General features: G+C 72.9%; 20 protein-coding genes. 7 read left to right on the forward strand and 13 right to left on the reverse strand.

Features of this window, described 5'->3' with window-relative positions; genetic code table 11:
- Window positions 1-131: 131 nt before the first annotated feature.
- Window positions 132-5231, forward strand: a complete 5100-nt coding sequence (locus ACF07S_RS23720) for a hypothetical protein (protein ID WP_391975032.1) — start codon at window positions 132-134, stop codon at window positions 5229-5231.
- 213 nt (window positions 5232-5444) lie between these two features.
- Window positions 5445-6335: a DUF72 domain-containing protein gene (locus ACF07S_RS23725; protein WP_391975033.1), complete on the forward strand. Its 891-nt coding sequence runs from the start codon at window positions 5445-5447 to the stop codon at window positions 6333-6335.
- Here ACF07S_RS23725 and ACF07S_RS23730 read toward each other — a convergent pair.
- Window positions 6316-6678: an ArsR/SmtB family transcription factor gene (locus tag ACF07S_RS23730; RefSeq protein WP_391975034.1), complete on the reverse strand. Its 363-nt coding sequence runs from the start codon at window positions 6676-6678 to the stop codon at window positions 6316-6318. The genes ACF07S_RS23725 and ACF07S_RS23730 overlap by 20 nt on opposite strands.
- Window positions 6679-6746: 68 nt before the next feature.
- Between ACF07S_RS23730 and ACF07S_RS23735 the strand changes: the two genes are divergently transcribed.
- The 3 genes from ACF07S_RS23735 (at window position 6747) to ACF07S_RS23745 (ending at window position 10738) form a co-directional block, all read left to right on the forward strand.
- A complete protein-coding gene (locus ACF07S_RS23735; protein WP_391965624.1) occupies window positions 6747-8666 on the forward strand; it encodes a heavy metal translocating P-type ATPase in 1920 nt (639 codons plus the stop codon).
- Window positions 8667-8733: 67 nt separating this feature from the next.
- Complete coding sequence (locus tag ACF07S_RS23740) at window positions 8734-10236, forward strand: AlkA N-terminal domain-containing protein (protein WP_391975127.1); 1503 nt, start codon at window positions 8734-8736, stop codon at window positions 10234-10236.
- A gap of 19 nt (window positions 10237-10255) precedes the next feature.
- A complete protein-coding gene (locus tag ACF07S_RS23745; protein WP_391975035.1) occupies window positions 10256-10738 on the forward strand; it encodes a methylated-DNA--[protein]-cysteine S-methyltransferase in 483 nt (160 codons plus the stop codon).
- Window positions 10739-10933: 195 nt separating this feature from the next.
- On the opposite strand, the gene ACF07S_RS23750 is transcribed toward ACF07S_RS23745, so the two are convergent.
- Together ACF07S_RS23750 and ACF07S_RS23755 are read right to left on the reverse strand one after the other, a co-directional pair.
- Window positions 10934-11437 carry an NUDIX domain-containing protein gene (locus ACF07S_RS23750; RefSeq protein ID WP_391965626.1) on the reverse strand — a complete coding sequence of 168 codons (504 nt, stop codon included), beginning with the start codon at window positions 11435-11437 and terminating at the stop codon, window positions 10934-10936.
- 92 nt (window positions 11438-11529) lie between these two features.
- Window positions 11530-11991 (reverse strand): MarR family winged helix-turn-helix transcriptional regulator, encoded by a 462-nt coding sequence (locus ACF07S_RS23755; protein ID WP_391965627.1) that lies wholly within the window; start codon window positions 11989-11991, stop codon window positions 11530-11532.
- A gap of 136 nt (window positions 11992-12127) precedes the next feature.
- On the opposite strand from ACF07S_RS23755, the gene gap reads away from it, so the two are divergent.
- Entirely contained in the window at window positions 12128-13132 is a 1005-nt protein-coding gene (gene gap / locus ACF07S_RS23760) for a type I glyceraldehyde-3-phosphate dehydrogenase (protein ID WP_391965628.1), read from the forward strand.
- A 235-nt stretch (window positions 13133-13367) separates the two neighbouring features.
- On the opposite strand, the gene ACF07S_RS23765 is transcribed toward gap, so the two are convergent.
- Complete coding sequence (locus ACF07S_RS23765) at window positions 13368-14441, reverse strand: ADP-ribosylglycohydrolase family protein (RefSeq protein WP_391965629.1); 1074 nt, start codon at window positions 14439-14441, stop codon at window positions 13368-13370.
- Window positions 14442-14596: 155 nt separating this feature from the next.
- Between ACF07S_RS23765 and ACF07S_RS23770 the strand changes: the two genes are divergently transcribed.
- Entirely contained in the window at window positions 14597-15772 is a 1176-nt protein-coding gene (locus ACF07S_RS23770) for a glycerate kinase (RefSeq protein WP_391965630.1), read from the forward strand.
- A gap of 107 nt (window positions 15773-15879) precedes the next feature.
- Here the strand turns inward: ACF07S_RS23770 and pssA are convergent, their stop codons facing one another.
- The 9 genes from pssA to ACF07S_RS23815 form a co-directional block, all read right to left on the reverse strand.
- Window positions 15880-16728 carry a CDP-diacylglycerol--serine O-phosphatidyltransferase gene (gene pssA / locus ACF07S_RS23775; RefSeq protein ID WP_391965631.1) on the reverse strand — a complete coding sequence of 283 codons (849 nt, stop codon included), beginning with the start codon at window positions 16726-16728 and terminating at the stop codon, window positions 15880-15882.
- Entirely contained in the window at window positions 16721-17377 is a 657-nt protein-coding gene (locus ACF07S_RS23780; RefSeq protein WP_391965632.1) for a phosphatidylserine decarboxylase, read from the reverse strand. Before ACF07S_RS23780 ends, pssA begins: the two co-directional genes overlap by 8 nt.
- Window positions 17378-17547: 170 nt before the next feature.
- Window positions 17548-18762, reverse strand: a complete 1215-nt coding sequence (locus ACF07S_RS23785) for an acyl-CoA dehydrogenase family protein (protein ID WP_391965633.1) — start codon at window positions 18760-18762, stop codon at window positions 17548-17550.
- A gap of 2 nt (window positions 18763-18764) precedes the next feature.
- Window positions 18765-19277: a MaoC family dehydratase gene (locus ACF07S_RS23790; RefSeq protein WP_391965634.1), complete on the reverse strand. Its 513-nt coding sequence runs from the start codon at window positions 19275-19277 to the stop codon at window positions 18765-18767.
- A gap of 5 nt (window positions 19278-19282) precedes the next feature.
- Window positions 19283-20296 (reverse strand): HpcH/HpaI aldolase/citrate lyase family protein, encoded by a 1014-nt coding sequence (locus tag ACF07S_RS23795; RefSeq protein ID WP_391975036.1) that lies wholly within the window; start codon window positions 20294-20296, stop codon window positions 19283-19285.
- A complete protein-coding gene (locus ACF07S_RS23800; protein WP_391965636.1) occupies window positions 20293-22320 on the reverse strand; it encodes a protein meaA in 2028 nt (675 codons plus the stop codon). The genes ACF07S_RS23795 and ACF07S_RS23800 overlap by 4 nt, the downstream gene beginning before the upstream one ends.
- Before the next feature lie 17 nt (window positions 22321-22337).
- Window positions 22338-23675 carry a crotonyl-CoA carboxylase/reductase gene (ccrA, locus tag ACF07S_RS23805; protein ID WP_391965794.1) on the reverse strand — a complete coding sequence of 446 codons (1338 nt, stop codon included), beginning with the start codon at window positions 23673-23675 and terminating at the stop codon, window positions 22338-22340.
- A 401-nt stretch (window positions 23676-24076) separates the two neighbouring features.
- The gene (locus ACF07S_RS23810; RefSeq protein ID WP_391965637.1) at window positions 24077-24889 is read right to left on the reverse strand and encodes a TetR family transcriptional regulator; all 813 of its coding nucleotides are present in this window, start codon (window positions 24887-24889) and stop codon (window positions 24077-24079) included.
- A 163-nt stretch (window positions 24890-25052) separates the two neighbouring features.
- Entirely contained in the window at window positions 25053-26858 is a 1806-nt protein-coding gene (locus ACF07S_RS23815) for a 3-hydroxyacyl-CoA dehydrogenase family protein (protein ID WP_391975037.1), read from the reverse strand.
- Between the last annotated feature and the right edge of the window lie 131 nt (window positions 26859-26989).

Here is a 26989-nt window from a genome sequence, read left to right on the forward strand (position 1 = left end):
TCCCGCGACGGGGGACCGACGCGGTGATGTACCGTCGGCGATGGCCCGCGGTGGCGCGGCGTCCGGACCCCCACGCGGCTGACGCCGGGCGCGTGCCGGGCGCGACGGGGTCCTGGACCGGGGAAGGCGCGGTGGACGACGAGAACGGCCTCGAGAACGTCTTCGACGACGTACGGGCTTCCCGCGCCCTGACGGAGTGGGCCCGAGGCGGAGTGCACGGTGGCACGGTCCTGCCGCTCGACCCCCCGTGGCGGCCGTCCGGCGTGAGCGCCAGCGGAGCCCTGCTGGCCGCGGTGTGGGTCACTCCCCGTCCGGGGGCCGTGGTGGTCAAGGTGTCCGCCGCCGACCAGGCCGGCGAAGGCCACACCCATGCCCGGGCGCAGCGGACGGCGCCGGACCGCGTGGCTCCGCTGCTCTGGACGTGGCCGGTGGAGGGCGGGCGCATGCTGACCTTCCAGTCACCCGCGGGCGAAAGCCTGTACGACGTCGACACGATGGCCCGTCTGGGCACCCACGAACTCCCGGACGCCTGCGCCTTCGTGACGAAGTGGCTGCTGACGGAGTGGAACGACGGCCTGGGAAGCCGGGAAACCGTCCCCCTCGGCGTCTCGGCGTTCCTGCGCGGCGAACTCGGCGCGCTCGTCTCCGGCGGAGGCTCGGCGCTCGCGTACGGCTCGCGGATCGCGGGGCTGGAGGCCGGCACCCCCTGGATCCGCCTCGACGGGCGAACCCTGCCCAATCCCCTGGCGATGGCCACCGGCCGGGCCGGACTGCCGGACCCCGTCCTGCACATCGCCCGCGGGCGGGCGCACGGCGACCTCCACCTGCACAACATCATGGTGCCGCACCAGGAAGGCAGCCCCGCGTACGAGGACTTCCGGCTCATCGATCTGGCGACCTTCTCGGACGACGCCCCGCTCTCCCGTGACGTGGCGATGCTGCTCCTGTCCGCCCTGGCCCCGGAGATCCCCGCCGAGGCGGCCCGGGGCGACGACACCCTGCTCCGGTACCTGGTGCGCCCGCACAAGGACCTCCTGGACCGGATCCCGCCCGCGACGAGCCGCCTGGTGCGGGCGGTGCGGCAGACCTGCGCCCGGGCCGCGGAGGGCGGTCTGTACGACATGTGGTACGCGCAGTTCCTGCTCTCCCTCGTCGCCACGGGGCTGCGGTTCAGCACGTACGAGAACCAGGGGGAGGCGGGCCGGTGGTGGTGCTTCCGGCTCGCGGCACACGCCGGCGGTGAACTGCTGAAGCGGTTCGAGGGACCGCCGGCCTCCACCGGGCTGCCGGTCACCCCACCGAACACCCCGCCGAACACCCCGGCGTCCGTCCCACCGGCCGTACCCGCTTCCTCCGGCCCCGGGGTCGCCCCCGGCCTCCGGGACCAGGGGCCTGCGCGACCCGCTCCGGCCAGGGGCCGCATCCCGAGGGGCCGCGCCGCCGACGAGGACCCGCCCGTCGAACTCCACCGCCTCGAGGCCTACAGCCGTACCGCCGTCGTCGCCGCGGGACACCAGGGCGCCTCGTCGGGCCCCGGTGGGCCCCTTCTGGACCTGGCGGCGCTCGCCGTCCCGAGGGACCTGGAATGGTCACTGCTGGGTCTGCTGGGCGAGGGCCGTTCGGCGTGCGTGACCGGCGAGCCCGGCACCGGGAAGACCACACTGCTGTGGCGGCTGCACGGCGAGCTGTCCGCGGATCCCGCCGGGCCACGCCCGTACTTCCTGCGCGCGGGCGACCTGTGGAACCCCCCACCCGGCGCCGGACTCACCCTGGAGACGGTGCGGGCCGCCTGCCGTCGGCTGCCGGGCCCCGCGGTCTTCCTTCTGGACACCGCGGACCTGCTCGTCTCCGACACCGCGGGACTCGTCCTGGCGCAGGTCCTGCTCGGCATCGCCGCCGAGCACTCCGTGAGCGTGCTGATGACCTGCCGCAAGGAGGAAGCGCGCACCCTGCGGCCGTACGTCGAGGACTCCGCGCTCGAGTGGAAGACGCTCGGCCCGTACAGCGCGCGGGAGCAGCGGGCCGCCATCCGCTCCCACGCCCGGTACTTCTACGAGGGCCTGTCCGAGGTCTCCGTGGACGAGGTCTGCCGCACGGTCTCGCACGCCGCGGTGCGGGGCCTGCCGATGCGCGAGGTGTGCCGGGCCCCGCTCACCCTGCGCATGCTGTTCGAGACCTTCGCGCCCAAGGTGCCCCTGGTGGAGGAGATCGACGCCACCACCCTGTACGACCTGTACTGGGAGCACCGCGTCGGCCGGGACCGGCGGGCCGGGGACGCACCGGGCACGGCACCGCCGCCCGATCTCTCCGCAGCCGGTGAGGACGTGGCCCGGCTGATGCTGGAGGAAGGCCGCCTGGACCTGACGGCGGACGAGGTGAGGACGGGGCTGCGCTCCGGTCCCGGGGACGCGGGCCGCGCCGACGACCTCGGGGGCCTCGTGGCACGCGGGGTGGTGGAGCGCCGGCGCACGGATGCCGGGGAGCGGTACTCCTACTTCCACCAGACCCTCTTCGAGTACGCGGCCGGCCGCCGGCTCTCCCGGACCGCCGTGCCGGAAGGGCCGTCCCACCTGAGTCTGCTGCTCGACTGGCTGAAGGAGCACTCCGACGACCACTTCCGGCTGGCCGTCGCCGAGCAGGCCCTCGTCCAGGCGGGCCGCGCGGGCGGCCGTACCGCCGCGGCGGGCACGACGCTGCTGACGTCACTGCTGTCCGGGACCCGGGACGGCCCGCCCGAACTGCACGGACTGCGGGCCATGCTGATGCGCGTCTACGCACGTCTGCCCGCCCCGGGGGCCGAACTGCGGCGGCACTTCGGCCCCGCCGTCGCCGCCTTGCCGCCGGTACTGGGCAGGGTCTACCTGGAGGCACTGCCCACGTCCTGCCACCGCGATCGCGAGCGGATCGTCGAGGAACTGCTCGGCATCTGGCGCCGTGGCCACGAGGAGCTGAGACACCCCCTGCTCGTCGCCCTGGGCTGGCTCGCGGAGAGCCTGCCCGAGAGTGTCGTCGCGGTCATCGACGGAGCCTGTCCCTCCGCGGCGCGCGGCAACGGCGCCTGCCGCGGCCCTCGCTGCCCTCCCCGGGAGTGCCTGTGGGCCTGGTTGCTGACCCGGGAGAAGTCGGAGATCTTCAAGTTCCTGGCCGTGCTGGAGGCGCTGGCGCCCAAGCGGCCCGACTGGGTGTGGCCCCGGCTGCGCGCGCTGATGACGGATCCGCAGTGCGACCTGGTCCCGATGGCCCGGTGCCTGCGGCTCGCGGCGCGGCGGCAGGACTGGCCCGAGCGCCCCTACCGGGCGGTCCGGCCGGTCCTCCGGCATCGCTGGGGCCGTGAGCAGCCCCGCAACAAGGAGGGGTTCGAACTCCAGGTGGCGCTGGGCAAGCTGACGGCCGCCGCCTGGCTGACCGGCGATCGGCGGCCCTCGCCGGAGACCGTCCTGGTCGCGGCGGTCCGGCGCCCGGCGGAGCCGATGTCGTATCCGCAGGTGCGCGCCGTGGGTGAGGTGGCGGTCGCGGCGTCGTCCGAGGAGGTCGGCCGCCTGCTCGACGCGGTGGCGGACACCGCGGGCCCCGCGGCCCTGCCCCTGCTCACCGACCACCTGCTGCTGCCCCTGCTGATGGCCGGGCGGGGCGACGCCGGCACGATCGGCGGCGACGCGCCGTCGAGCCGGACCTCCGGTCCGGAATCCGCGGCCACGACCACGGTCCGTACCTGGCTGGCCCGGAGCCTGCGCGAGCTGGACCGCCCCGCCCCCGCCGGCTTCGCCCACCGGCTGGCGGAGCACACCTGGAGCCGCGGTCTCGACGTGGCCACCGCGGCCCGGCTGGTCGACGAGGCATGGCCACGCGACGGCTCCCGCCCGGACGACGGCTGCGATCCCCGCCCGGACCACGGGGGTGACTCCCGCCCGGGCCGAGGCCGCGGCGCGCGGGACGCCGAGGCGGGACTGCGCCGGATCTGGCTCTCCGAGCGGAGCGCGGTCCACCTGCTGGTGGCCGCCGCGGCGGCCGGACACCCGCACGCCCGGCGGGCCCTGCGGCTGTGGCGGGCCGACCGGGCGGAGAGAGGCCACGTCAAGGGCCTCACCCGCAATCAGGGGGTGACGCAGGAGGACCAGAAGATCGCGCTCGGTCTTCAGCGGCTGGTGCCGGAACACCCCGAGCTGCTCGACGAGTTGTTCGCGCGGGACACCATCGACCCACGTCTGGACCCGGTGTGGCTGAACGAGGCCCTGCGGCGCCCCGGAGTGGACGCCGACCGGCGGCTGACGGCCGCGCTGCACCGGCACGCCGGCGCGCTGGAGCGGCTGTGCGACCTCACCTGGACCGGCGACTACGGCTCGGCCAACGCCAAGAGCTCCTTCCACCTGCGCGGCAAACTCCTCGTCCGGGGAGTCCTGACGCCCCCGAGCGCCGTGCGTCTCGGCGAGATCCTCGCCCCGGGCGGCCATCCGCATCACGTCAGGACCGTGCTGTTCCTGGTCGAGACCGTCATCGACCACAGTCCGAACGGCTCACTCGACACGGCGGAATGGCGGCGGCTGGAGCACACCCTGCACGGCCTGGCGGGTGCCACCGCCGACGGGGGCGGCGCGGCGGGCCGGCACGGGGACGTCCGGACGGTGGCCCGCCGGTGTCTGACGGGCCTGGTGTGCCGGCACCACGGACTGGACTCGCCGCAGCGCGTCGCCAGGGCCTGTGCCGGCGCGCGGAGCCACTTGGCGAGGGCCACCGAGGTGGACGACGTGACGGTCCTGGGGCGGTTCGTGGAGCGGCTCGCCGACGTGTCGCCCCAGGACGCCGTCGAACTGGTCGGCGCGGCCTCCGCCACCCTGCGCGCCCTCCCCAGGGGGCAGGCGATGGCCCTGGCCCAGCGCTGGTACCGGCCGCTCTCCCGTCTCGCCGAACGCGTCACGACCGAGCAGTGGAGGGAGCTCGTCGCAGGCTGCTGGGAGGGCCCCGAGGAGATCCTGCGCGTGATCGTCCGGGCCGGCATCCGCAAGCGCACCGACGATCCGGGGGCGCACCTGCTCGCGATCGCCGACAGCAGCCGATGGCCGGACATGATCCGGGAGACGGTGCGTGTGGGCACGCTCCTGCACGCGGAGGGCAGCCGCCGACGCTGGCTCCCGCCCCTCGATCCCGCCGGCACCCGCCCGGCGGGGGAAGCGCCGGGAGCGCACACGGTCCCACAGGGGGAGCGCTTCCCCTCCGGCCGGGTCCCGGGATGACGCCGGCCCGGTGGCCGCTCCGTCACCACGCGTCGCGATCCGGTGTGTCCCCGGTCCGCGCGGCACCCTGCCGAACCGAGGAGGGCCACGACCGTGCGCCTGCCGGTTGCGCCCGTCGGCCGACGTCGGGGAGGCGGTGGCGGCCGTACGCCGGCCGACGGCGACCGGACCGGGGGGGACACACTCCCGGGAGCCCGGGGTAACCGGGCTCCCATGGGTGACATTCTGGTCGGGGCCTGTTCGTGGACGGACCCCCAGCTGGTGGCGAGCGGCTGGTATCCGCGCGGGCGGCGGGACGCCGAAGGGCGGCTGCGGCACTACGCGTCGAGGCTGCCCGTCGTCGAAGTGGACTCCGGGTACTACGCGCTGCCCCGCCGGCGCAACAGCGAACTGTGGGTGGAACGCACGCCGGACGGGTTCCGCTTCGACGTCAAGGCGTTCTCGCTGCTGACCGGCCACCCCACGCGCCCGGAGGCGCTGCCCGCCGACCTGCGGACCCGGGCGGCGGACGAGGCGGGCGGCGCGCGGCGGGGCGGGCCGGTGAGCGGCGCGTTGCTGGACGAGGTGTGGGGGCGGTTCGCGGAGGCCGTCGAACCGCTGCGCGCGGCCGGGCGGCTGGGCACCGTCCTGTTCCAGTTCCCGCCCTGGTTCGCGCCCGGAGCCCCCGCCGAGCGGGCCCTGGAGGACTGCGCGGAGCGCACGGCGGGCTGGCCGGTCGCCGTCGAGTTCCGCCATCCCGCGTGGTGGGAGGCGGAACGGGCCGACGACACCCGCGCGTTGCTGACCGGGCTGGGCGCGACGGCCGTGGGGGTGGACATGGCCCAGGGGCTCACCGGCTCCCTGCCGCCGCTCGTGCCCGTCAGCCGGCCCGCCCTCGCCGTCGTACGGTTCCACGGCCGCAGCAGGGCCTGGGGGAGGGGCAGCAAGGAGGACCGCTTCCGGTACGACTACGACGTGGCGGAACTCGCCGCGTGGGTGCCCCGGTTGCGGCGCGCGGCGCGGCAGACGGACGAGCTGCACGTGCTGTTCAACAACTGCTGCGCGGACGCCGCCGTGCGCGCCGCCGAGACCATGCGGGGGCTGCTCACCCCGCCGTGTCGCTGATCCCCAGGCGCAGGTGCTCCACGTGGTACACGGCCTGGTCGAGCAGTTCGGCGACGTGGTGGTCGTGCAGCGCGTACACGACGCGGCGGCCGCGCCGCTCGCCGACCACCAGTCCCAGATTGCGCAGCAGGCGCAGCTGGTGCGAGCAGGCGGACTGCTCCATGCCCACCTCCGCCGCCAACTCCGTGGCAGGCAGCGGGCCTTCGCGCAGCCGGGCGAGGATCAGCAGGCGTGAGGGGGTGGACAGGGCCTGGAGGGTGGTGGCGACCTTCGCGACGTTGTCCGCGTCCAGGCGCACGCGCCCGGCGTCTTCCTGCGCGGCGATGACGGCTCCATGACCCATGGGGAACATCCTACTCATCGCATATGAACAGATGAACGAATCTTCATGTGTTCCTGTATGGTGGCCGCGTGTCCGTGACTCTCGCTCCCTCGTCCCCGTCGTCCACCGGTGTCCCCGCGGCCCGCCGCCGCACCCGGGTGCTGGCCCTGCCCGAGGCGCGCTGGGCGCTCACCGCGCTCGTGGCCTTCCTGCTCGGGCTCGCCGCGGATCTCGGCGGTGCCCCGTCCTGGACCAGTGGCGTCCTGTACGCCGTCGCCTATGTGAGCGGCGGCTGGGAACCGGCCCTCGAAGGGCTGCGCGCACTGCGCGGGAAGACCCTCGACGTCGACCTGCTGATGATCGTCGCCGCACTCGGCGCCGCCGCGATCGGGCAGGTGTTCGACGGGGCCCTGCTCATCGTCATCTTCGCCACCTCGGGCGCCCTGGAAGCCCTCGCCACCGCCCGCACCGCCGACTCCGTACGCGGTCTGCTCGACCTCGCGCCCACCACCGCGACCCGGCTGACCGAGGACGGCGAGGAGAGCGTGCCCACCGCCGCCCTCGCCGTCGGCGACGTCCTGCTGGTCCGCCCCGGCGAGCGCGTCGGCGGCGACGGCACCGTCCTGGAGGGCGTCAGCGAGGCCGACCAGGCCACCATCACCGGCGAGTCCCTGCCGGTGGTCAAGCGCCCCGGCGACGAGGTCTTCGCCGGCACCCTGAACGGCACCGGCGCCCTGCGCGTCCGGGTCGAGCGCGACCCGGGCGACTCGGTGATCGCCCGCATCGTGGCCCTGGTCGAGGAGGCCTCCCGCACCAAGGCGCCGACCCAGCTCTTCATCGAGAGGATCGAACAGCGCTACGCGGTCGGCGTGGTGGTGGCCACCCTCGCCGTGTTCGGCATCCCCCTCGCCTTCGGCGGGAACCTCACCGACGCCCTGCTGCGGGCGATGACCTTCATGATCGTCGCCTCGCCGTGCGCGGTCGTCCTCGCCACCATGCCGCCCCTGCTGTCCGCCATCGCCAACGCCGGCCGGCACGGCGTGCTGGTCAAGTCGGCCGTCGCCATGGAACGCCTCGGCGAGATCGACGCCACCGCCCTGGACAAGACCGGCACCCTCACCGAGGGCACCCCCGAGGTGACCGCCGTACGCCCGCTGCCCGGCTCCGGCCTCGACGAGGACGCCCTGCTCGCCCTGGCGGCCTCCGCCGAACACCCCAGCGAGCACCCGCTGGCCCGGGCCGTGGTGGCCGCGGCCCACGCCCGCACCCTGCCCCTCGAACCGGCCACGGACTTCACCGCCCTGCCCGGCCGCGGCATCACCGCGACCGTGGACGGACACGTGGTGACCGTCGGACGGGCCCGGGCCGCGGATGCCGCCGACGGCGAGACCGTCATCCGCGTCACTCGCGACGGCACCCCCGTGGGCACCCTCGCCCTGACCGACCGCCTCCGCGCCGACGCCCCGGCCGCCACCGCCGCCCTGACACGGCTCACCGGTACCGCACCCGTCCTCCTCACCGGCGACAACGCGCACGCCGCGGGACGGGTCGCCACCGCCACCGGCCTCACGGACATCCGCGCCGGTCTCCTGCCCGAGGACAAGGTGAACGCGGTACGGGACCTGCACGAGGCCGGCCGCAAGGTGCTCTTCGTCGGCGACGGCGTCAATGACGCGCCCGCCCTCGCCGCCGCCCACGCCGGCATCGCCATGGGCCGCGCGGGCTCCGACCTGGCCCTGGAGACGGCGGACGCGGTCGTCGTGCGCGACGAACTCGCGGCCGTGCCCGCGGTCGTACGGCTGTCCCGCACCGCCCGCCGGCTGGTGCTGCAGAACCTCGTCATCGCGGGCACGGCCATCACCGGCCTCGTCCTGTGGGACCTCGTCGGCCACCTCCCGCTCCCGCTCGGCGTCGCCGGCCACGAGGGATCGACCGTGCTGGTCGGCCTGAACGGGCTGCGGCTGCTGCGCGAATCGGCCTGGCGATCCGGACAGGCCCAGGACACCTGAGGTCGATGTCGGATTCCCGCCGGACCCGGCGCCGCCCGTGCCCGATCCTTGAGGCATGCAGAAGGGGATGCACACCGACACCGAGCGCTGCGTGCGCGCCGTACGGTCCAGGGACGCGCGGTTCGACGGCTGGTTCTTCACCGCCGTCCTGACCACCGGCATCTACTGCCGGCCCAGCTGCCCGGCGGTGCCGCCGAAGCCCGGGAACATGGTCTTCCACCCGAGCGCGGCGGCCTGCCAGCAGGCCGGGTTCCGGGCCTGCAAGCGGTGCCGCCCCGACACCAGCCCCGGCTCACCGGAGTGGAACCACCGCGCCGACGCGGTGGCCCGCGCCATGCGGCTGATCGCCGACGGCGTGGTGGACCGCGAGGGCGTGACCGGTCTCGCCGCCCGGCTCGGCTACAGCACCCGGCAGGTCGAACGCCAGCTGCTCGCCGAGCTGGGCGCGGGCCCCCTCGCGCTCGCCCGTGCCCAGCGCGCCCAGACCGCGCGGACGCTCATCGAGACGACGACCCTGCCGATGGCGGAGGTCGCCTTCGCGGCCGGTTTCTCCTCCGTCCGCACCTTCAACGACACCGTGCGCGAGGTCTTCGCGCTCTCCCCGGGCGACCTGCGCGCCCGGGCCCCGAGGAACGCCGCCCACGGCACGCCCGGGGGGCTCTCCCTGCGGCTGCCGTTCCGCGCCCCGCTCAACCCCGACAACCTCTTCGGCCACCTCGCGGCGACCGCCGTACCCGGGGTGGAGGAGTGGCTCCCCCACTGTCTCGAGGACATGGGGGGTACCTCCGTCGGCGCCTACCGGCGCACGCTGCGGCTGCCGTACGGGCACGGCATCGTGTCCCTCGCCCCACGGCCCGACCACATCGCCTGCCGCCTCACCCTCGGTGACCCGCGCGACCTCACCGTCGCCATCAGCCGCTGCCGCCGCCTGCTCGACCTCGACGCCGACCCGGTCGCCGTCGACGACCAGCTGCGCGCCGACCCGGTCCTCGCCCCCCTCGTCGACAAGGCACCCGGCCGCCGCGTACCGCGCACGGTCGACGAGGCGGAGCTCGCCGTACGGGCCGTCCTCGGCCAGCAGGTGTCCACGGCCGCCGCCCGCACCCACGCGGCCCGCCTGGTCACCGCGCACGGCACACCGGTCGAGGACCCCGAGGGCGGCCTCACCCACCTCTTCCCGTCCCCCGGGGAACTGGCCGCCCTCGACCCCGCGACCCTGGCCATGCCCCGCGCCCGCCGCGCCACCTTCACCACCCTCGTCCGCCGGCTGGCCGACGGCGACCTCCGCCTGGGCGTGGAGAGCGACTGGCCCGAGACCCGCGCGAGGCTCCTCGCCCTGCCCGGTTTCGGCCCCTGGACGGCCGACGTCATCGCCATGCGCGCCCTGGGCGACCCCGACGCCTTCCTCCCCACCGATCTCGGCATCCGCCGCGCCGCCCGGGAGCTGGGACTGCCGTCCACCCCGGCCGCGCTCACGGCGCGCGCCGCGGCCTGGCGGCCCTGGCGGGCGTACGCGGTGCAGTACCTGTGGGCGACGGACAGCCACCCGATCAACTTCCTTCCGGTCTGAGGAGAAGAAGAGCCAGGCAATGAAGCAGCACACCGTGATCGACAGCCCCTACGGCCCGCTGACGCTCGTCGCCGACGACGGGGTCCTGTGCGGCCTCTACATGACCGACCAGCGCCACCGCCCACCCCAGGAGACCTTCGGCGACCCCGACGACACCCCCTTCGCCGGGACCCGGGAGCAGCTGGCGGCGTACTTCGCGGGCGAGTCGAAGGAGTTCACCGTCGAACTGCGCCTGAACGGCACCCCGTTCCAGCGCCGCGTCTGGGACCGGCCGACCCGCATCCCCTACGGCGAGACCCGCACCTACGGCCAACTCGCCGAGGCCCTCGGCAACCCCAGGGCCTCCCGCGCCGTCGGCCTCGCCAACGGCCGCAACCCGATCGGCATCATCGTCCCCTGCCACCGTGTCATCGGCGCGTCCGGCGGCCTCACCGGCTACGGCGGCGGCCTGGAGCGCAAACAACGCCTGCTGGACTTCGAACGGGGAACGGCCCTGTTCTAGTGCCGCGCCGGCCGGGGTCCGCCCCGTCGCGACGCCCGGCACGCACTCCCGCCGCACCGGACGGAAGCCCGGGTACGCCCCGTACGAGGGCTTCCGGCCGGCACGCCGAGGGCACGCACCGGACGCCGCTCCTCGAGGGGCGGACCCCGGCCGGCGACATCCCCGCCGGCGGTCGGCGGATGCTCCGGCGCCGGATCAGTGCACCCGGTGCCCGTCCTCCAGTTCCGCGGTGCCCGAGCCGTCGGCGAGGACGTCGAGCGCGGCCGGCACCCGGCGGCCCAGGGAGCCGTGCAGGTACCCGGTCAGGTCCTCGCGCGGCACCAGCCGCCAGGACAGCAGCTCCGACTCCTGCAGCCGGATCGCCCGCAGGTCGTCCTCGCCGAGCACCCCGCCGTCGTACAGATACGCCACCACCGGCGGCCTCCCCGGCCCGCGCACCCAGTCCACCGCCAGCAGCCGGCCCGGCTCCCGGTCCAGTCCGATCTCCTCGGCCGTCTCCCGGCGGGCGCCCTCGCGCGGGCTCTCGCCGTCGTCCGACTCGACCGTGCCACCGGGCAGCACCCACCCCTCCCGGTAGTTCGGCTCGACGAGCAGCACCCGTCCCTCCCGGTCCCGGAAGAGGACGGAGGCTCCGGCGAGAACACGGGGGAGGGAGGCGATGTACGCAGCGTAGTCCTGGGTGTCCTGAGTGGAGGTCATGCGGGAAGGGTAACGGCGGCGCGGGACGTGTTCCGCGAGCCGGCGGCCGCCCGGCCGGACGTGCCGTCATCAGGTGCGGGACGGGGACGGGCCTACGATCCCGCCCGGGTCCCGAGATCCGCGATCCGGGACAGGACGGGAAGGGCCGCGGCGACCGCCTGTCGTTCCGCGGGCGTCAGCCGGGCGATCAGCGGGAGCAGGTGGCGGCCCCGGTCCTCGCGCCGGGCCTGGCGGATCCTCCGGCCGTCGTCGGTGATGTGGACGAGGACGGCGCGCCCGTCGGCCGGGTCGCGGCGGCGCTCCACGAGACCGTCCCGCTCGAGCCGGGTGACCAGCTGGGTGAGCCCCGGCTGGCTGATCTGCTCGGTCCTGACCAGCTCGGTCAGGCGCTTCGGACCGCTGGAGGCCAGGGTGTCCAGCACGGACAGCGTCGTGAACGACAGCTTCTGCACGGTGGGAAGCCGGATGTAGTAGCGGTTGAAGTGCTCGATCGCCGTGGTGAGGTCACCGACGTCCAAGTCGGTGTCGAGGTCGGCACGCTGCGTAGAAGTCACCCTGGAAATGTATCGCACGCTTATATAAGCTCCTGATCGATCGTCCGCCGGGCCTCTCGCCCCGGCGTGTGGCTGGTCGGGCCCCGGCGCGACGGCGCGTCGACGGACTTCAAGAGCGCTAGGTGAGGAACACTCCATGACCGTGCGAATCGGCATCAACGGCTTCGGGCGCATCGGACGCAACGTCTTCCGTGCGGCAGCCGAGCGAGGTCCGGAACTCGAGATCGTCGCCGTCAACGACCTGGGTGACGTGCCCACGATGGCCCATCTGCTCGCTCACGACTCGGTCCTGGGGCGCTTCCCCGAGGAGATCGCCGCCGAGCCGGGCGCGATCCGCGTGGGGGGCCGGGAGGTCAAGGTCCTCGCCGAGCGCGACCCCGGAGCCCTGCCCTGGGGCGACCTCGGCGTGGACATCGTGATCGAGTCCACCGGTGTCTTCACCGACGCCGCGAAGGCGCGCGCGCATGTCGAGGGAGGCGCGAGGAAGGTCGTGATCGCCGCACCGGCCAAGGGCGAGGACATCACGATCGTGCTCGGCGCCAACGACGCCGCCTACGACCCGGAGCGCCACACGATCATCTCCAACGCCTCCTGCACCACCAACTGCCTCGCCCTCCTGGCCAAGGTGCTGCACGACGCCGTCGGCATCGAGAGCGGCATGATGACCACGGTCCACGCCTACACGCAGGACCAGAACCTCCAGGACGCCCCGCACAAGGACCTGCGCCGGGCCCGGGCCGCGGCCCTGAACATCGTGCCCACCTCCAGTGGTGCCGCCCAGGCCATCGGTCTGGTCCTGCCGGAGCTCGCCGGCAAGCTGGACGCCTACGCCCTGCGGGTCCCCGTCCCGACCGGCTCGGTCACCGACCTCACGGTCACCACCCGCCGCGGCACCACCGTGGACGAGGTGAGGGAGGCGTACGCGGCGGCGGCCTCGGGACCGTACGAGGGCCTGCTCTCCTGCGTGGACGCTCCGCTGGTCAGCACCGACATCGTGGGCGACCCGGCCTCCTGCGTGTTCGACGCCGGGCTCACCCGGGTGTCCGGCCCGCAGGTCAAGGTCGTCGGCTGGTACGACAACGAGTGGGGCTACTCCAACCGCCTCGTCGATCTGGCACTGCTCGTCGGGGCGTCCCTGTAGGTCTCGCCGGCCCGACGCCCGCGCCGTCGCCGGACAGGAAGAGCGTGCCCGGGCCCCCGTGACCCGCGGGGGGCCGGCGCGCAGCCGGTGCCCGTCCAGCGTGCCCCGTCCCGAGGGGGCCGGGACACGCGCGGCCGTCGTCGTCCCGGACCGCGGCCACGGCCGCCGTGCACCATCCGGCCCACGACGTCGGTCCCGGGCCCCGGGCCGCGAATCCCGGCCCGTCCCGGGGGCCTCACCCCTCGGTCCGCGCGAGCCGCAGGGTGCGTTCCGCCAGCTCGCTGATCCGTACCCCGTCGAAGCCGAAGACCGCGCTGCGCACCCGGTCCCGGAGGGGGGCCGTCCACTGGTCAGGGACGGCCGGGGCGCCGCACAGGACACCCGCCACCGAGCCCGCCGTCGCGCCGTTGGAGTCCGTGTCGAGCCCGCCGCGCACGGTCAGGGCGATGGTGCGGGTGAAGTCGCCGTCGCCGTACAGCAGGCCGGCGGTGAGCACGGCCGCGTTCGGGACCGTGTGGATCCAGCCGAGGCCCGCCGTCTCCTCCGCGAGCGTCGTGAGCGTGTCCTCCCAGGCCAGCCCGGTGTCGTGCAGGGAGGTCACCCGGCGCACGGTGCGGGCCAGACGGCTGCCCGCCGGAATCACCGCCAGCGCCTCGTCCACCGCCTGCCGCACCGTGGACGCGGTGAACGCCGCCGAGATCAGCGCCGCCGCCCACATCGCGCCGTAGACGCCGTTGCCGGTGTGGGACAGCACCGCGTCCCTGCGGGCCAGCGAGGCGGCCCGGCGCGGGGCGCCCGGGGAGGTCCAGCCGTGGATGTCGGCGCGGATGAGGGCGCCGATCCACTCCTGGTACGGGTTGTCGTAGGTGGCGGTGAGCGGTGGGCGCAGGCCGTTCGCGAGGTTCCGGTAGGCCGCCCGCTCCGCCGTGAAGGTCTGCAGGTACGGCAGCCGCAGCAGCCACAGGTCGCCTACCTGCTCGGTGCTGAAGGCGAAGCCGTACGTCTCCAGCAGGTCCAGGCCGAGGATGGCGTAGTCGATGTCGTCGTCGCGGCAGCTGCCGTCGACGCGGCCGCGGACGCAGAAGCGCCACTCCGGGCGCATGTCGAGGCTGTCGCGCTCGCTCGGCGGCTCGGGCAGGTAGTCGGTGAGCGGGAGGGCGTCGGTCCGCCGCAGATAGCGGTCGATGCGCTCCCGCGTCCACACCTCGCCCTGCTCCACCGGCTTGCCGAGCATGTTGCCCGCGATCCGGCCCAGCCAGCCTCCCAGGATGCGGTCGGCGAGCCCCGGTTCCGTGCCCACAGCGGTCATGGAACCGGTGTACCCGCTTCCGCGGGGTACCGCGCCCCCGGCGCGCCGTTCCACGGGCCGGGCGCGGCATGGCGGCGACGGTGCCCCGCGGGGTTAGGGTCACAGCGGCGCGACCGGCCCCGACGCGTGCGCGTGGGGCCCGCAGAGCGAGGGGAATGCAAGTGGCGGACGCTGCAACGAGCGGCACTCCTACGGCGCAGTCGGCACAGCGGGTGCTCGTCGCCGCGGACAAGTTCAAGGGATCGCTGACGGCCGTCGAGGTGGCCGAGCGGGTCATGGCCGGGCTGCGCCGGGTCGTACCGGACCTGGTGGTCGAGGCGCTGCCGGTGGCCGACGGCGGCGACGGCACCGTGGCCGCGGCGGTCGCGGCCGGCTTCGCACGGCGCGAGGTACGGGTCGCCGGCCCCCTCGGCGACGAGGTGAGCGCGGCGTACGCGCTGCGCGGTGACACCGCCGTGGTGGAGATGGCGGAGGCCAGCGGGTTGCAGCGGCTGCCCGAGGGGGTCTTCGCGCCGCTCACGGCGTCGACGTACGGCTCGGGTGAGCTGCTGCGGGCCGCGCTGGACGCGGGGGCGCGCACCCTCGTGTTCGGGGTGGGCGGCAGCGCCACCACGGACGGCGGCGCGGGCATGCTGTCGGCACTGGGCGCCCGGTTCCTCAAGGCCGACGGCGAGCCGGTGGCGCCGGGTGGTGCGGGGCTGGCGGAGCTGGCCTCGGCCGACCTGTCCGGTCTCGATCCGCGGCTCGGCTCGGTCGAGTTCGTGCTCGCCAGTGATGTCGACAACCCGCTGACCGGCCCGAGGGGCGCGCCGGCGGTGTACGGCCCGCAGAAGGGCGCGTCGCCGGAGGACGTGCAGCGGCTGGACGCGGCGCTCGCGCACTTCGCGAAGGTGCTGGAGGGGGTGGCCGGGTCCAGGGCCGCCGAGTACGCCGCCGCGCCCGGTGCGGGCGCGGCGGGCGGCATCGGGTACGGGGCGCTGCTGCTCGGGGCCGGGTTCCGGCCGGGGATCGAGGTCATGCTGGACGTGCTGGGCTTCGGGCCGGCGCTGGAGCGGGCCGATCTGGTGATCACCGGCGAGGGATCGCTGGACGGGCAGACGCTGCACGGCAAGGCGCCGGCGGGCGTCGCGGCGGCGGCCCGCGCGGCCGGCAAGGAGGTCGTCGCGGTGTGCGGGAGGCTGGCGCTGGCGCCGGAGGTGCTGGGGCGGGCGGGGATCCGGCGGGCGTACGCGCTGACGGATCTGGAGCCGGACGTGGCGACGTGCGTCGCGGAGGCGGGGCCGCTCCTGGAGCGTACGGCGGAACGCCTCGCCCGGGACTTCCTCAGCTGACGCGGGGCGTTTCCCGTTTCCCGCCCTCCGGCCCGTGCCCGCGCCGGGCGCACCGACGAAGGAGCCCCGGACCCATCCCGGGTCCGGGGCTCCTTCGTCGGTGCGCGCTACGGCAGCTGCGCCGTCCGCGCCTCCCGCCGGTTGTCGCGGAAGTTGTTCACCCGCCGCGCCGTGGCGAACAGCGGGATCACCGCCCCCATCACCAGCTGCAGCGCACAGCCCGTCTGCAGCAGCAGCTGACCGCTCGGCGCGTCGAACGCCCATGCCGCCAGAAGTCCCATCGACAGCACGATCCACGACAGCATCGCCACCGCGAGACGCCCCCGCGGCTTCGGGTACTCCACCCGGCTCACCATCAGCCACGCCGTGCCGATGATCGCCAGCAGCGTCGCCACGAACGGCAGCTCGAGGAGCACGATCGAGACGACGGTCAGCGCGCCGAACGGCGACGGCATGCCCTGGAAGGTGCCGTCCTTCACCGTGACGCAGGAGAATCTCGCCAGCCTCAGCACCACGGCCAGCAGCACCACGATCGCCCCGACCGCGGCCACTCTCTGGTGCGCGTCGTCCGCGACCATGCCGTACACCAGCACGAAGTACGCCGGCGCCAGACCGAAGCTGATCAGGTCCGAGAGGTTGTCCAGCTCCGCGCCCATGGGGGAGGAGCGCAGCTTGCGCGCCACCAGGCCGTCGAACAGGTCGAAGACCGCCGCGCACAGCATCAGGATGACGGCCGTGGCCGCGCTGTGGCGGGCCATGCCGGTCTCCTGGCTGCCCTGCAGATGCGGGATCAGGATGCCGGTGGTGGTGAAGTACACCGCCATGAAGCCACAGGTGGCGTTGCCCAGGGTGAGGGTGTCCGCTATCGACAGGCGGAGCGAGAGGGGCATCTCCTCGTCGTCGTCCGCCTCCTCGGCCTCCGGAACCCAGCCGGTCTGTGTCTCCGGATCAGCCATGGTCAATGCGAGTCACCCCAGCCACGGTCCTCTGGCCGACCTCGACCGCGACCTCCACGCCCTCGGGCAGGTAGATGTCGACGCGCGAGCCGAACCGGATCAGACCGATGCGCTCCCCCTGCTCGACCTTGGTGCCCCGGGGCACGTAGGGGACGATGCGGCGGGCCACCGCGCCGGCGATCTGGATCATCTCGATGTCACCGAGCTCGGTGTCGAAGTGCCACACCACGCGCTCGTTGTTCTCGCTCTCCTTGTTGAAGGCGGGAACGAAGCCACCGGGCACGTGCTCGACCGACGTCACCGTGCCGGCCAGCGGGGCCCGGTTCACGTGCACGTTGAGCGGGCTCATGAAGATCGCGACGCGGGTGCGCCCGTCCTTCCACGGCATGATGCTCTGCACCACACCGTCGGCGGGCGAGATGACCCGGCCCTGGGCGATCTCGCGCTCGGGGTCGCGGAAGAACCACAGCATTCCCGCCGCCAGGGCGGTGGCGGGAACGGCGACGGCCTTGGCGGCACCCGAGCGGCGGGCGCGGAGCAGGCTGACGGCTGCGGTGGCGACGGTCGGCAAAAGCCACGGCGATGCTCCGCGCGCGAGGCGTACGCCGGCGAGGCTGTCGCGGTGTGCAGAGGTTTGGCTGTGGGGCATGGATGACCTTCGTAGCGGATGATGCCGCGCACTTGCGGGGGACGGCGGCTTTCCGGCGATCGTAGCGGCTTCGGGTGACAACTGGGTAAGCCGGGCAGTCGAGTCGGCGGCCGAAGAGTGTGTACGGGGTGTGATCCTCTTCTCCAAGAAAACACTCCGTATCCGGGCATTCAGCCCTGGAATCGATACTCTTCGAGCAGTCGCCGGCCGATGATCATTTTCTGGATCTCGGCGGTGCCTTCACCGATCAGCAGCATCGGCGCCTCCCGGTAGAGGCGTTCGATCTCGTACTCCTTGGAGAAGCCGTAGCCGCCGTGGATCCGGAAGGCGTCTTCCACGACCTCTTTGCAGTACTCGGAGGCGAGGTACTTCGCCATCCCTGCCTCAAGGTCGTTTCGTTCGCCCGAGTCCTTTTTGCGTGCTGCGTTGACCATCATCGCATGCGCGGCCTCAACCTTGGTAGCCATCTCCGCCAGCTTGAACTGAATGGCCTGGTGCTGGGCGATGGGCTTGCCGAAGGTGTGACGCTGCTGGGCGTACCGGACACCCAGTTCGAAGGCGCGCAGGGCGACGCCGCAACCGCGTGCCGCCACGTTGACGCGGCCGACCTCGACGCCGTCCATCATCTGGTAGAAACCCCGGCCGGTGACCCCGCCGAGCACCCGGTCGGCGGGAACGCGCAGGTCATCCATGATGAGCTCGGTGGTGTCGACACCCTTGTAGCCCATCTTGTCGATCTTGCCCGGAATGGTGAGCCCTGGGCGGACCTCGCCGAAACCGGGCTCCTTCTCCAGCAGGAAGGTGGTCATCGACCTGTGGGGCGCGGCAGCCGTCTCCGAGGCGGAGTGACCCTCCTCACTCCGTACCAGAACGGCGACCAGCGACGACGTACCGCCGTTCGTGAGCCACATCTTCTGGCCGTTCAGGACGTACGCGTCGCCGTCCTTCACGGCCTTCGACGTGATGGCCGACACATCGGAGCCCAGCCCCGGCTCCGACATGGAGAAGGCGCCCCGGATGTCGCCGGCCGCCATCCTCGGCAGGAAGTGGTCCTTCTGCTCCCGCGTACCGTGCTGCCTGAGCATGTACGCCACGATGAAGTGGGTGTTGATGATGCCGGACACCGACATCCAGCCGCGGGCGATCTCCTCTACGCACAGCGCGTAGGTGAGGAGCGACTCGCCCAGCCCCCCGTACTCCTCGGGAATCATCAGACCGAACAGGCCCAGTTCCCTCAGGCCGTCGACGATCGCTTGCGGGTATTCGTCGCGGTGCTCCAGTTCGGTCGCGACCGGGATGATCTCCTTGTCCACGAAGTCCCGGACGGTGGACAGGATCTCCTGCTGGACGTCCGTGAGACCGGCGGTCCGGGCGAGACGGGCCATGGCTACTTCTCCTGCTCCCTGGGCTCGGGGCGGCCCGGCTGCTCGCCGCCGCGCTCCTCGATGTACGTCCGGGTCGGCACCATCACCTTGCGGCGGAACACGCACACGAGCGTGCCGTCCTGCTTGTGGCCCTTCGTCTCGACGTGGACGATGCCGCGGTCGTTCCTGGACTTCGACGGCCACTTGTCGAGCACGGTCGTCTCGCCGTAGAGGGTGTCCCCGTGGAAGGTCGGCGCCACGTGCCTCAGCGACTCGATCTCCAGGTTGGCGATCGCCTTGCCGGAGACGTCCGGTACGGACATGCCGAGCAGGAGGGAGTAGACGTAGTTCCCGACCACCACGTTCCTGCCGAAGTCCGTGCTCCTCTCGGCGTAGTTGCTGTCCATGTGCAGGGGGTGGTGGTTCATGGTGAGGAGGCAGAACAGGTGGTCGTCGTACTCGGTGACCGTCTTGCCGGGCCAGTGCTTGTACGTCGCCCCGACCTCGAACTCCTCGTAGGTCCGTCCGAACTGCATGGCCGTCACGCCTCCGGGATCTCGAACGTGCCGGTGCGCCGCATGCCGGCGGCGCGTCCCTTGCCCGCGATGACCAACGCCATCTTGCGGCTGGCCTCGTCGATCATCTCGTCGCCGAGCATCGCGGAGCCCCTCCTGCCGCCCGCCTCGGACGTGTGGTACTCGTACGCGTCCAGGATCAGTTCGGCGTGGTCGTAGTCCTCCTGGGAGGGGGAGAAGATCTCGTTGGACGCCTCGACCTGACCGGGGTGCAGTACCCACTTGCCGTCGAAGCCCAGGGCGGCGGCGCGCCGGGCGACCTCGCGGTAGCCCTCCACGTTGCGGATCTGGAGGTAGGGGCCGTCGATCGCCTGGAGGTTGTTGGCGCGGGCGGCCATCAGGATCTTCATCAGGATGTAGTGGTAGGCGTCCGCCGGGTAGCCGGGCGGCTGCTCGCCCACGACCAGCGACTTCATGTTGATGGACGCCATGAAGTCGGCCGGGCCGAAGATGATGGTCTCCACCCGCGGGGAGGCCTGCGCGATCTCGTTGACGTTGTTCAGGCCCTGGGCGTTCTCGATCTGCGCCTCGATGCCGATCCGGCCGACCTCGAAGCCCATCGTCTTCTCGATCTGGGTGAGGAGGAGGTCCAGCGCCACGATCTGGCGGGCGTCCTGCACCTTCGGGAGCATGACGCAGTCGAGGTTCTGGCCGGCGCCCTCGACCACCGTCACGACGTCCCGGTACGTCCATTCGGTCGTCCAGTCGTTCACCCGCACGACCCGCGTCTTGCCCGTCCAGTCGCCCTCGTTGAGGAACTTGACGATGGTGTGCCGCGCCTCGGGCTTGGCGAGCGGCGCGCACGCGTCCTCCAGGTCCAGGAAGACCTGGTCCGCGGGGAGGCCCTGGGCCTTCTCCAGGAAGCGCGGGTTCGAGCCCGGCACCGCCAGGCAGGAACGCCGGGGGCGGAGGCGGTCGAAGGAGGGGTGCGCGGCGGAGCCGCCCGTGGCGGGGGCGGCGGGCGACGGGTGGGCGGTCATGCGGGGACCTCCAAGGGGTCGAGCTTGTTCGCTGTGCGGATCTCGTCGACGATGCGGCCGATGATCCCGGTGATGTCGAAGTCCTTCGGGGTGAAGACCGCGGCCACTCCCGCGGCCCGCAGCTGTTCGGCGTCACCGCTGGGGATGATGCCACCGACGATCACCGGTATATCTGTGGCACCGGCCACATGGAGCCGCTCGAGCACGTCCGGCACGAGCCGCGCGTGGGAGCCGGAGAGGACGGACAGGCCCACCGCGTGGACGTCCTCGGCGAGGGCGGCGTCCACGATCTGCTCCGGGGTGAGCCGGATGCCCTGGTAGACCACCTCGAACCCGGCGTCGCGGGCCCGCACGGCGATCTGCTCCGCGCCGTTGGAGTGCCCGTCCAGACCCGGCTTGCCGACCAGGAAGCGCAGCTTGCCGACGCCGAGGTCACGGGCGGTCAGTTCCACCTTGCGGCGGACCCCGCAGAGGGCCGAGCCCTCCTCGGCGGCGAGGGCCACCGGAGCCGAGGAGACTCCCGTGGGCGCGCGGAACTCGCCGAACACCTCGCGCAGCGCCCCGGCCCACTCGCCGGTCGTGACCCCGGCGCGGGCGCACTCCAGGGTGGCCTCCATCAGGTTGTCGGTGCCCTTCGCGGCCTCCTTCAGCTTCTCCAGCGCCTTGCCGGGGCGCGGGTGGTTGAAGGGCGGCTGGTGGCGGGTGTCGCGCCAGTGCCGCAGCGCCGCGACGACGCGGGCCTCGACCGCGGGGTCGACCGTGTGGACCGCGGTGTCCAGGTCGGCGGTGAGGGGGTTCGGCTCGGTGCCCTCGAAGGCGTTGACCCCGATGACCTTCTCCTCGCCCGACTCGATCCGGGCCCGGCGTTCGGCGTGCGAGGCGACCAGTCGCGCCTTGAGGTAGCCGGACTCGACGGCGGCCAGCGCGCCGCCCATCTCCTCGATCCGCCCGATCTCGGCGAACGAGTCCGCGACGAGCTGCTCCACCTTCGCCTCGATCACCTTCGAGCCCTCGAAGAGGTCGTCGTACTCCAGCAGGTCGCTCTCGTAGGCGAGCACCTGCTGGATGCGCAGCGACCACTGCTGGTCCCAGGGGCGGGGCAGCCCGAGGGCCTCGTTCCAGGCCGGCAGCTGCACGGCACGCGCGCGGGCGTCCTTGGAGAGGGTCACGGCCAGCATCTCCAGCACGATCCGCTGGACGTTGTTCTCCGGCTGCGCCTCGGTCAGGCCGAGGGAGTTGACCTGGACGCCGTAGCGGAAGCGGCGGTGCCTGGGGTCCTCGATGCCGTACCGCTCGCGGGTGATCCGGTCCCAGATGCGGCCGAACGCGCGCATCTTGCACATCTCCTCGACGAAGCGGACGCCCGCGTTCACGAAGAAGGAGACGCGGCCGACCACATCGCCCATGCGCTCCCGCGGCACCTGACCGGAGTCCCGCACGGCGTCCAGTACGGCGATCGCGGTGGACATCGCGTACGCGATCTCCTGCACCGGTGTGGCGCCCGCCTCCTGCAGGTGGTAACTGCAGATGTTGATCGGGTTCCACTTCGGGATGCGGGAGACCGTGTACGCGATCATGTCCGTCGTGAGGCGGAGCGACGGCCCGGGCGGGAAGACATGGGTCCCCCGGGACAGGTACTCCTTCACGATGTCGTTCTGGGTCGTCCCCTGGAGCCGGGTGACGTCCGCGCCCTGCTCCTCAGCGACGACCTGGTAGAGCGCCAGCAGCCACATGGCGGTCGCGTTGATCGTCATCGAGGTGTTCATCTGCTCCAGGGGGATGTCCTGGAACAGCCGGCGCATGTCGCCGAGATGGGCGACGGGCACCCCGACGCGGCCGACCTCGCCGCGGGCGAGGACGTGGTCGGGGTCGTAACCGGTCTGCGTCGGCAGGTCGAACGCGACCGACAGACCCGTCTGGCCCTTGGCGAGGTTGCGCCGGTACAGCTCGTTGGACGCCTCGGCCGTGGAGTGGCCGGCGTACGTGCGCATCAGCCACGGCCGGTCCTTCTGACGCTCAGTCATCTATGACCTCGGTGTCCTCAGATGTTCCGGAAGCGGTTGATGGCGTCGATGTGCTTCGCGCGCTTCTCGTGGTCGCGCACGCCCAGACCCTCCTCGGGTGCCATGCACAGCACGCCGACTTTGCCCTGGTGGAGGTTGCGGTGCACGTCGTGGGCGGCCTGGCCGGTGTCCTCCAGGGAGTACACCTTCGACAGCGTCGGGTGGATCCTGCCCTTGGCGATCAGCCGGTTGGCCTCCCAGGCCTCGCGGTAGTTGGCGAAGTGCGAGCCGATGATGCGCTTCAGCGACATCCACAGGTAGCGGTTGTCGTACTCGTGGTGGTAGCCGGAGGTGGAGGCGCAGGTGACGATGGTGCCGCCCTTGCGGGTCACGTAGACGCTGGCGCCGAAGGTCTCGCGGCCGGGGTGTTCGAAGACGATGTCGACGTCCTCGCCGCCGGTGAGTTCGCGGATGCGCTTGCCGAAGCGCTTCCACTCCTTGGGGTCCTGGGTGTGCTCGTCCTTCCAGAACCTGTAGTCCTCGGCGTTGCGGTCGATGACCGCCTCGGCGCCCATCGCCCGGCAGATGTCCGCCTTCTGCTCGCTGGAGACGACGCAGATCGGGTTGGCGCCGCCGGCCAGCGCGAACTGGGTGGCGTAGGAGCCCAGTCCGCCGCTCGCGCCCCAGACGAGCACGTTGTCGCCCTGCTTCATGCCGGCGCCGTTGCGGGAGACCAGCTGGCGGTAGGCGGTGGAGTTGACCAGGCCCGGTGCGGCGGCCTCCTCCCAGCTCAGGTGGTCCGGCTTCGGCATCAGCTGGTTGGACTTCACGAGCGCGATCTCGGCGAGGCCGCCGAAGTTGGTCTCGAAGCCCCAGATGCGCTGCTCGGGGTCGAGCATGGTGTCGTTGTGGCCGTCGGACGACTCCAGTTCGACGGACAGGCAGTGCGCGACGACCTCGTCACCGGGCCGCCAGGCGTTGACGCCGGGGCCGGTGCGCAGCACGACGCCCGCGAGGTCGGAGCCGATGATGTGGTACGGCAGGTCGTGCCGCCTGGTGAGTTCGCTGAGCCGGCCGTAGCGCTCCAGGAACCCGAAGGTCGACACCGGCTCGAAGATCGAGGTCCACACGGAGTTGTAGTTGACCGAGGAGGCCATGACGGCCACCAGGGCCTCGCCCGGGCCGAGCTCGGGCAGCGGCACGTCGTCGAGGTGGATCGACTTGCGCGGGTCCTTGTCGCGGGTCCGAAGGCCCGCGAACATCTCCGTCTCGTCCTTGTGCACGGTGATCGCGCGGTACGACTCGGGGAGCGGCAGGGCGGCGAAGTCCTCCGACGTGGAGTCGGGCGACTGGATCGCGTCCAGGATGTCCTTCACGGTCACGGTGTTGCCTCCGGCGATGAGCGCCCTGAGGGAGGGGCGCCGAGGGTTACGTCGGGTGTGCTGCTGGGGGTCGGGCGGGTGCCGTCGGTCCGGCGGTGGTGCTTCGGCGGCGCTGGGTGTGCGCGGAAGGGTGCCTGTGACGCAGGCGTCCGGACGCGCGGGCGGTGGGCCCGCCGGGACAATCGCCCGGACCTCTTCAACGTATGGCACGCCGTGTCACTGGGCAAGGCACTGCGTGCCAGAAATTGAGCTCAGGTGAAATCTTTACTCATCAGATGAGCGATGATCGATCGAACGGGCCCCGGAAGCGGTGCGAAAAGGGGCCCTGACATGGCAGAACGGCCACCCGGTGGGGTGGCCGTCGGCACAGCGGTCGACACGCGGAGCGGTCTGGTTCAGCGCTCCTTGAGTGCCTGCTCGATGGCGCGCATGACCTCGTCCAGCGGGGCGTCGGTCCGGGCGACGGTCACCAGCACCTCGCCGTGCGCGGCTGCCGAGACCGCGGACGGCCTGGGGGGCGCGGTGCGCCGGCCGGCCATGATCCCGGTGCCGAAGGTCTTGCGGACGATGGCGAAGGCGTGGTCCAGCTGGGTCTCGACATCGCCCTGCCCCCCGGCCCTGAGCCAGCGCCGCAGCACGTGGTTGTGAGCGGTGACCACGGCGGACGCGGCAACCTCCGCCAGCAGCGGGTCGTCGTTGGCGTCGTCGTCGTGCGCGTGCTCGTCGAAGTGCCCGAGCAGGTAGCGGGTGAACAGGCGCTCGTAGCGGGCCACCGAAGCGATCTCCGCCTCCCGCAGGGTGGGCACCTCGCGGGTCAGCTTGTAGCGGGCGACCGAGATCTCCGGCCGGGCCGCGTACATCTTCATGACCTCCTTGATGCCACGGCACACCGTGTCGAGCGGATGCTCGTGCGCGGGGGCGGCGTTGAGCACCGCCTCCGCGCGGACCAGGGTGTCGTCGTGGTCGGGGAAGATCGCCTCCTCCTTGGAACGGAAGTGGCGGAAGAAGGTGCGGCGGGCGACCCCGGCGGTGGCCGCGATCTCGTCGACCGTGGTCGCCTCGTACCCCTTGGTCGCGAACAGCTCCATCGCGGCGGCCGCCAGTTCCCGGCGCATTTTCAGCCGCTGGGCGGCGGCGCGGGAGCCTGCGGCGCTCTCCGGCGACTCGGTCGTGGCGGGTGTACGTACGGACTTGGCGGGCTGGGACATGCCCTGAACGTACTGCATGTGCGCAGCTCGACGCGCATGAGCGGGGGCTCCCCCGCCCTCGGCGGGCGGGGGAGGGGCGTCGCGGGCGGGGGGCGGGAACCGGCCGGGGCCGAGCAGCCCGCCCCACCGGGCGCCGCCGGGGAACCGGTCGCCGGGACGCGGCTCAGCGCCTGGCGTATTCGCGGAAGCCACGGCCGGTCTTGCGGCCGAGGCAGCCCGCGGCCACCAGGTGCTCGAGGAGCGGCGCCGGGGCCAGTCCCGGGTCGCGGAACTCGCGGTGCAGCACCTTCTCGATGGCGAGCGAGACGTCCAGCCCGACGACGTCCAGCAGCTCGAAGGGACCCATCGGGTAGCCGCCGCCCAGCTTCATCGCGGCGTCGATGTCGTCCAGGGAGGCGTAGTGCTCCTGCACCATCTTGATCGCGTTGTTGAGGTACGGGAACAGCAGCGCGTTCACGATGAACCCGGCCCGGTCGCCGCAGTCCACGGCGTGCTTGCGGATCGTGCCGCAGACCTCGCGCACCGTCGCGTGCACGTCGTCGGCGGTCAGCACCGTGCGCACCACCTCGACCAGCTTCATGGCCGGGGCGGGGTTGAAGAAGTGCATGCCGATCACGTCCTGCGGCCGCGAGGTGGCGCGGGCGCAGGCGACGACCGGGAGGGAGGAGGTGGTGGTGGCGAGGACCGCCCCCGGCTTGCAGACCTTGTCCAGCGTCGCGAACAGCTGCCGCTTGACCTCCAGGTCCTCCGTGACCGCCTCGACCGCGAGATCGACGTCGGCGAAGTCGTCGTAGGTGCCCGTCGGACGCACCCGCTCCAGCGCCCGGGCGGCGGCCTCGGCGGTCAGCCGGCCCTTGTCGACGGAGCGCGCCAGGGACTTCCCGATCCGGGCCCTGGCCGCCCCCGCCTTCTCCTCGCTGCGGGCGGCCAGGACCACCTCGTAGCCGGCCTTGGCGAACACCTCGGCGATGCCGGAGGCCATCGTCCCGGAGCCCGCGACGCCCACCGAACGCACCGGACGCCCGGTGTCGGGGGAACCGCCCTCCGGCGGGGTCAGCGCGTCCCGCACGACCGTCCCGCTGCCCGGCGCCTCGTACGTGTAGAAGCCGCGTCCGGACTTGCGGCCCGTCAGGCCCGCCTCACTGAGCTGCTTGAGGATCGGGGCCGGGGCGTGCAGCCGGTCGCGTGACTCGGCGTACATGGCCTCCAGGACCGTGCGCGCGGTGTCGACGCCGATCAGGTCCAGCAGCGCCAGCGGGCCCATGGGCAGCCCGCAGCCCAGCCGCATCGCGGCGTCGACGTCCTCCCGGGAGGCGTAGCTCGCCTCGTACATCGCGGCGGCCTGGTTGAGGTAGCCGAACAGCAGCCCGTCGGCGACGAATCCGGGCCGGTCGCCGACCGCGACGGGCTCCTTGCCCAGGTCCAGGGCGAGGTCGGTGACCGCGGTGACGGCCGCGGGGGCGGTCAGCACGCAGGAGACGACCTCGACCAGCTTCATCGCCGGGGCGGGGTTGAAGAAGTGCATGCCCAGCACCCGCTCGGGGCGGGCCGAGTCGGCGGCGAGGCGGGTGACCGACAGGGCGTTGGTGCCGGTCGCGAGGATGGTCTCCGGCCGCACGATGCCGTCCAGTTCACGGAGGATCTGCTGCTTGACCTCGTACGACTCCGGCGCCACCTCGATCACCAGATCGGCGTCGGCCGCGGCCGTGAGGTCGGTCGAGACGGTGACGCGGGCGAGCAGGTCCGCGCGCCGCCGCTCGGTGAGCCGGCCGCGCCGCACGGCGCGGGCGGTCGAGGACTCCAGGGCCGCGACGCACCGGGCGGCCTGGACCTCGCTGATGTCGATGCCGACGACGTCGCGGCCCGCCCCGGCGAGGACCTCGGCGATGCCGGTGCCCATCGTGCCGAGGCCGACCACGGCGATGGTCCTCAGCGGGGACAGAGGGGTGTCGGACAGGGGAGTGGCCATCGCGGGACTCCAGGAATGAGGGTGACGACGGGGAGCACGCCCGGGTGCGCCGAAGGCGCACCGGGTGCGTGCGGGATGCGGGTGCTGCCGGGCTGCGAGCGCACACGCCCGGTGCCGTCGACGCGGCGACG

The sequence above is a fragment of the Streptomyces sp. NPDC016640 genome (genome assembly GCF_043076215.1).
GTDB lineage: Bacteria > Actinomycetota > Actinomycetes > Streptomycetales > Streptomycetaceae > Streptomyces.

Bases quoted from the DNA above. Each gene is read 5' to 3' on its own strand.
- gap (WP_391965628.1), top strand. From the start codon at position 12,128: ATGACCGTGCGAATCGGCATCAACGGCTTCGGGCGCATCGGACGCAAC.
- ACF07S_RS23750 (WP_391965626.1), bottom strand. From the start codon at position 11,437: ATGACCTCCACTCAGGACACCCAGGACTACGCTGCGTACATCGCCTCC.
- ACF07S_RS23745 (WP_391975035.1), top strand. From the start codon at position 10,256: ATGAAGCAGCACACCGTGATCGACAGCCCCTACGGCCCGCTGACGCTC.
- ACF07S_RS23780 (WP_391965632.1), bottom strand. From the start codon at position 17,377: ATGCCCCACAGCCAAACCTCTGCACACCGCGACAGCCTCGCCGGCGTA.
- ACF07S_RS23800 (WP_391965636.1), bottom strand. From the start codon at position 22,320: ATGACTGAGCGTCAGAAGGACCGGCCGTGGCTGATGCGCACGTACGCC.
- ACF07S_RS23770 (WP_391965630.1), top strand. From the start codon at position 14,597: ATGCAAGTGGCGGACGCTGCAACGAGCGGCACTCCTACGGCGCAGTCG.
- ACF07S_RS23790 (WP_391965634.1), bottom strand. From the start codon at position 19,277: ATGCAGTTCGGACGGACCTACGAGGAGTTCGAGGTCGGGGCGACGTAC.
- ACF07S_RS23725 (WP_391975033.1), top strand. From the start codon at position 5,445: ATGGGTGACATTCTGGTCGGGGCCTGTTCGTGGACGGACCCCCAGCTG.
- ACF07S_RS23795 (WP_391975036.1), bottom strand. From the start codon at position 20,296: ATGACCGCCCACCCGTCGCCCGCCGCCCCCGCCACGGGCGGCTCCGCC.
- pssA (WP_391965631.1), bottom strand. From the start codon at position 16,728: ATGGCTGATCCGGAGACACAGACCGGCTGGGTTCCGGAGGCCGAGGAG.
- ACF07S_RS23815 (WP_391975037.1), bottom strand. From the start codon at position 26,858: ATGGCCACTCCCCTGTCCGACACCCCTCTGTCCCCGCTGAGGACCATC.
- ACF07S_RS23730 (WP_391975034.1), bottom strand. From the start codon at position 6,678: ATGGGTCATGGAGCCGTCATCGCCGCGCAGGAAGACGCCGGGCGCGTG.
- ACF07S_RS23765 (WP_391965629.1), bottom strand. From the start codon at position 14,441: ATGACCGCTGTGGGCACGGAACCGGGGCTCGCCGACCGCATCCTGGGA.
- ACF07S_RS23740 (WP_391975127.1), top strand. From the start codon at position 8,734: ATGCACACCGACACCGAGCGCTGCGTGCGCGCCGTACGGTCCAGGGAC.
- ACF07S_RS23785 (WP_391965633.1), bottom strand. From the start codon at position 18,762: ATGGCCCGTCTCGCCCGGACCGCCGGTCTCACGGACGTCCAGCAGGAG.
- ACF07S_RS23810 (WP_391965637.1), bottom strand. From the start codon at position 24,889: ATGTCCCAGCCCGCCAAGTCCGTACGTACACCCGCCACGACCGAGTCG.